7 protein-coding genes are annotated in these 3,757 nt (G+C 67.7%); 3 read left to right on the top strand and 4 right to left on the bottom strand.

Annotated elements, in window-relative coordinates; genetic code table 11:
• On the top strand, positions 1-429 hold a 429-nt coding region (locus ACFWF3_RS27765; protein ID WP_379316375.1), incomplete at its 5' end, for a carboxymuconolactone decarboxylase family protein.
• Between the two features lie 92 nt (positions 430-521).
• A complete protein-coding gene (locus ACFWF3_RS27770) occupies positions 522-899 on the top strand; it encodes a VOC family protein (protein ID WP_378991148.1) in 378 nt (125 codons plus the stop codon).
• Here ACFWF3_RS27770 and ACFWF3_RS27775 read toward each other — a convergent pair whose 3' ends face one another.
• On the bottom strand, positions 900-1,223 hold the full coding sequence (locus ACFWF3_RS27775) for a hypothetical protein (RefSeq protein ID WP_378991245.1): 324 nt from the start codon (positions 1,221-1,223) through the stop codon (positions 900-902). It lies immediately after the preceding gene.
• A 174-nt stretch (positions 1,224-1,397) separates the two neighbouring features.
• Positions 1,398-2,237: an NmrA family NAD(P)-binding protein gene (locus ACFWF3_RS27780; protein WP_379316377.1), complete on the bottom strand. Its 840-nt coding sequence runs from the start codon at positions 2,235-2,237 to the stop codon at positions 1,398-1,400.
• An 85-nt stretch (positions 2,238-2,322) separates the two neighbouring features.
• Between ACFWF3_RS27780 and ACFWF3_RS27785 the strand changes: the two genes are divergently transcribed.
• A complete protein-coding gene (locus tag ACFWF3_RS27785) occupies positions 2,323-2,772 on the top strand; it encodes a winged helix-turn-helix transcriptional regulator (protein ID WP_378991150.1) in 450 nt (149 codons plus the stop codon).
• Here the strand turns inward: ACFWF3_RS27785 and ACFWF3_RS27790 are convergent.
• Positions 2,733-3,440 (bottom strand): polysaccharide deacetylase family protein, encoded by a 708-nt coding sequence (locus ACFWF3_RS27790; protein WP_379316379.1) that lies wholly within the window; start codon positions 3,438-3,440, stop codon positions 2,733-2,735. The genes ACFWF3_RS27785 and ACFWF3_RS27790 overlap by 40 nt on opposite strands.
• Before the next feature lie 52 nt (positions 3,441-3,492).
• Positions 3,493-3,757 (bottom strand): L,D-transpeptidase (locus ACFWF3_RS27795; RefSeq protein ID WP_379316381.1); only part of this gene is annotated, 265 nt, incomplete at its 5' end.

Consider the following 3,757-nt stretch of genomic DNA (forward strand, 5'->3'; position numbering starts at 1 on the left):
GTCAGCACCCTCGGGCGCACCGGCGGGCTCTTTCGCGGCTGGCTGCATTTCTCCGGCAAGCTCATGCCGGGTGGCAGGTTGGCGCGCGCCGAGGCCGAGCTGGTGATCCTGCGCGTCGCTCAGCTGCGCGAATGCGACTACGAGGCCGACCATCATCGTCGACTGGGCCGCAAGGCGGGGCTGTCGCCAGTCGAGATCGAGCGGGTTGCCGCAGGTCCCGAGGCCGAGGGCTGGACTCCGCGACAGCGGGCGCTGCTGAATGTCGCCGATCAGCTGGTGAACACCCGGAACGTGGACGACGCGGCGTGGAACGCGCTGGCCGAGCACTACGACGAGCGGACGCTGATCGAGATCGTGCTGCTGGTCAATCAGTACGAGGGTCTGGCGTCGACCATCACGACCTTGCGGATCGAGCGTGACACGTTCTGACCGTGTGACCCAGGTCATATAGCGAGTCTGCGCGGAGTCTCCCACAGTAAAGGCGTACAACGTACGGAGTTCACCGCTATCGAGGAGACCCCATGCAGATCAGCGCTTCCGCTCTCTCGCTCAATGTCGCCGACCCCCAGACCTCTGCCCAGTTCCTGATCGAGCACCTCGGCTTCACCGAGAAGATGGCCGCCGACGGGTTCGTCAATGTGACGCGGGCCGATGCGGGCATGGACGTGATCTACCTGCGCACCGGCCTCGGCTCGTTCAAGCCCGCCCGTATCGCCGGCAGCGCGGGCGAGGGACTGCTCGTCGTGTTCGTCGTCGACGACATCGACCGCGAATACGACCGCCTGCGGGCCGAGGGCGTCCCGATCGAGACGCCCATCGAAACCGAGGAGTGGGGCGAGCGGTACTTCCAGATGACCGACCCCAACGGGATCGTCATCCAGCTCGTGCAATGGGTGTGATCAGCGGCGAGCGACGCGCAGCGCGGCCACGATCATCGGGATCTGCAACGGCAGCCGCGCCAGCACGCCTGCCTTGAAAGCCTTGGGCGCCTTCGGATTACCGACCACATCCACCGTCATCTGGATATTGGCCGGGAAGACGCCGATGAACAGCGCCGCGGCCAGCCACCCGCCCAGGCGCCGGGTGCGCGGCACCGCCAGCGCGGTCGCCACACCCAGCTCGGCAACCCCGGACCCGTACGTATAGGTCCGCGGGTTGCCGGGCAGCTGCGGCGGCACGATCTTGTCGAACGGCTTGGGCGCTACGAAGTGCAGGGTGCCCATGACGAACAGCAATCCACTCAGCCAGGAGTGCGAACGTCGACGGGGATTTTGATCAGCCACAACCCCGACGGTACCGCTTCGCCGGGTACTCCGGCCGAACCAGGGCGGTGGTCGCCCACCGGGTGAGCCCGCGCCCGGTGAGCTACCCCTGTGCTGCCGTCATCGGGGCGGCGACTACTGCGCGAAGACCGTGGACGCCGAGGTCGCCGGGCGGCCGAGGAGCTTGGTCAGATCGCCGGTGGTCACCTCCAGCAGGCCCTCGCCGATGCCGGCGTCGGCGTCGGCGAGGACGGCGGCATACTGCTCCTCGAGACCCGCCGCGCGCAGGGCTGCCGCGTAGTCGTCCTTGGCGAGGTCCGCGTAACGAACCGGGGAGCCCTTCGCCTCGGTGACCGCGGCCGCCAGGTCGGCGCCGGTCAGCGCCTCGTCACCGCCCAGTTCGTAGACGCGGCCCTCGTGGCCCTCGCCGGTCAGCACGCGCACGGCCGCCTCGGCGTAGTCGGCGCGTGCGGCGCCGGAGACACGACCCTGGGCCATCGCGCCGTGCAGGACACCGGACTGGGCCGCGTTCGCGACGGCTCCGGCGTAGTTCTCCCAGTACCAGCTGTTGCGCAGCAGCACCGTCGGCACGGCGGCGCTCGCCAGCACCTCTTCGGTGCCGCGATGCTCGGCGGCCAGCAGCATCGGATTGCGGTCGGCGCGCGGAATGCTGGTGTAGGCGAGCAGTTCGACCCCGGCGCGCTCGGCGGCGCGAAGCACAGTGGTGTGCTGGGCTACTCGCTTGCCGAACTCGTTGCCCGAGATCAGCAGCACCCGGTCCACACCGGCCAGGGCGGCGTCGAGAGCCGCCGGATCGTCGTAGGACGCCTGCCGCACTTGCGCGCCGCGCGCGGCGAGGTCGGCCACCTTGCTCGGATCGCGCACGATCGCGACCGGTCGCTCCCCTGCGGCGAGCAGAGCCTCCACGACCAACCGGCCGAGCTTTCCGCCTGCTGCTGTCACTGCCACGGTCATTGCTGCCTCCATCGGTACAAGTACTAACTATTAGTAAGCACTATGCCTTCAGTGGGCACTTGCGTCAAGTGGGTACGATGGAGGCATGCCCGAGACGACCCACGAGGACCACGACCCCACGCTGGAAGCCGACGTCTTCGCGCGCAATTGCCATTCCCGCCCCGTCCTGCAGAACATCACCGGACGGTGGGGTGTGCTCGCCCTGGTCGCGCTGCTCGACGGTCCGGTCCGGTTCAGCGCCCTGCGCCGCCGGGTCGACGGCGTGAGCGAGCGCATGCTCTCGCAGACCCTGCAGGCGCTGGAACGCGACGGCATGGTCCATCGCGAGGTGCTCGAAGCGATCCCACCCCGCGTCGAATACAGGCTCACGGAACTGGGCACGGCGGTCGCGAACCAGCTGAAGTCGCTGATCGTCGTCGTGGAATCGAACATGGACACCGTCCGCGCGGCTCAGGACACCTACCACCGCGCAGACGGCATCGACCAAGGATCGGCTCAGCGCGCGAGCAGCTCCGAGACCGTGACGAATCGGTAGCCCTGCGCGCGCAATCCGTACACGATCTCCGGCACCGCGGCAAGAGATTCGGGCCCGTACATGACATGCAGCAGGATGATCGATCCCGGTCGCGTCTCGGCGAGGGTGTCGCCCACGATGGCCTCCCGTGACGCGCCCCCCGCGGAATCGGGCTCCACATCCCAGGTCACCGAGGTGCGATCGTGGTCGGCGAGGTAGTGCGGCAGCGTCCACAGTTTCTTGCCGTACGGCGGGCGGAAGCTGATCGGCCCCGGATACCCGGCACGACGGATCTCGGCGTCGGTCCGCTCGATCTCCTCGCGTACGGTGTCGCCGGAAACCAGCACCATGCGCCGGTGCGAATAGGAGTGATTCCCGATCTCGTGACCCGCGCCCACGATCGCCGCACCGTATTCGGGATGCGCGGCCAGGTCCTCGCCGACCAGGTAGAAGGTCGCGGGAACCTGCAATTCCCCCAGCGTCCGCAACACGTCCGGCGTCCGCGCGGTGGGTCCGTCGTCGAAGGTCAACGCGACGACCTTCTCGTCGGTCTCCACCCGATCGACCAGCCGCCCCGCCACCTGATAGGTCCGCGAATTCGCCAACACATACAGACCGGCCGGCACCGCCGAAACCACGACGATGCCGACAACCCCGCCCACCAACCACCGACGCATGGACCGACGCATGGACCGACGGTAACTCACCGGGCCGGATCAGCCCGGTGAGTTGTCCGGGTACCTACGCGATGACCTGGGTGATGTCGCCGGGGTTCAGGTAGTCGAAGAAACGGTGGGCGCCGTCTTCGGTCATGCGCACACAACCGTGTGATTTCGAATCGACCGGACCCACGTGGAAAGCCATGTCGCCGTTGAAGAACGTGGCCCAGCGCATCGGCGCATTGTGCATCGTGCTCCAGTGGAATTCCCGCTTGAAGGAAATCTTGGTCACCGCGGGCGGCGTTTCGAAGCCTGCCATGCCGTGCGAGATCGGCGTGGGTCCGAAG

This window comes from Nocardia sp. NPDC060220 (assembly GCF_042727815.1).
Taxonomy (GTDB): Bacteria; Actinomycetota; Actinomycetes; order Mycobacteriales; family Mycobacteriaceae; genus Nocardia.

What these genes read in the sequence shown, in the direction of transcription:
- ACFWF3_RS27775 (WP_378991245.1), bottom strand. Translation starts at nt 1,223, where the DNA reads ATGGGCACCCTGCACTTCGTAGCGCCCAAGCCGTTCGACAAGATCGTG.
- ACFWF3_RS27780 (WP_379316377.1), bottom strand. Translation starts at nt 2,237, where the DNA reads ATGACCGTGGCAGTGACAGCAGCAGGCGGAAAGCTCGGCCGGTTGGTC.
- ACFWF3_RS27770 (WP_378991148.1), top strand. Translation starts at nt 522, where the DNA reads ATGCAGATCAGCGCTTCCGCTCTCTCGCTCAATGTCGCCGACCCCCAG.
- ACFWF3_RS27790 (WP_379316379.1), bottom strand. Translation starts at nt 3,440, where the DNA reads ATGCGTCGGTCCATGCGTCGGTGGTTGGTGGGCGGGGTTGTCGGCATC.
- ACFWF3_RS27785 (WP_378991150.1), top strand. Translation starts at nt 2,323, where the DNA reads ATGCCCGAGACGACCCACGAGGACCACGACCCCACGCTGGAAGCCGAC.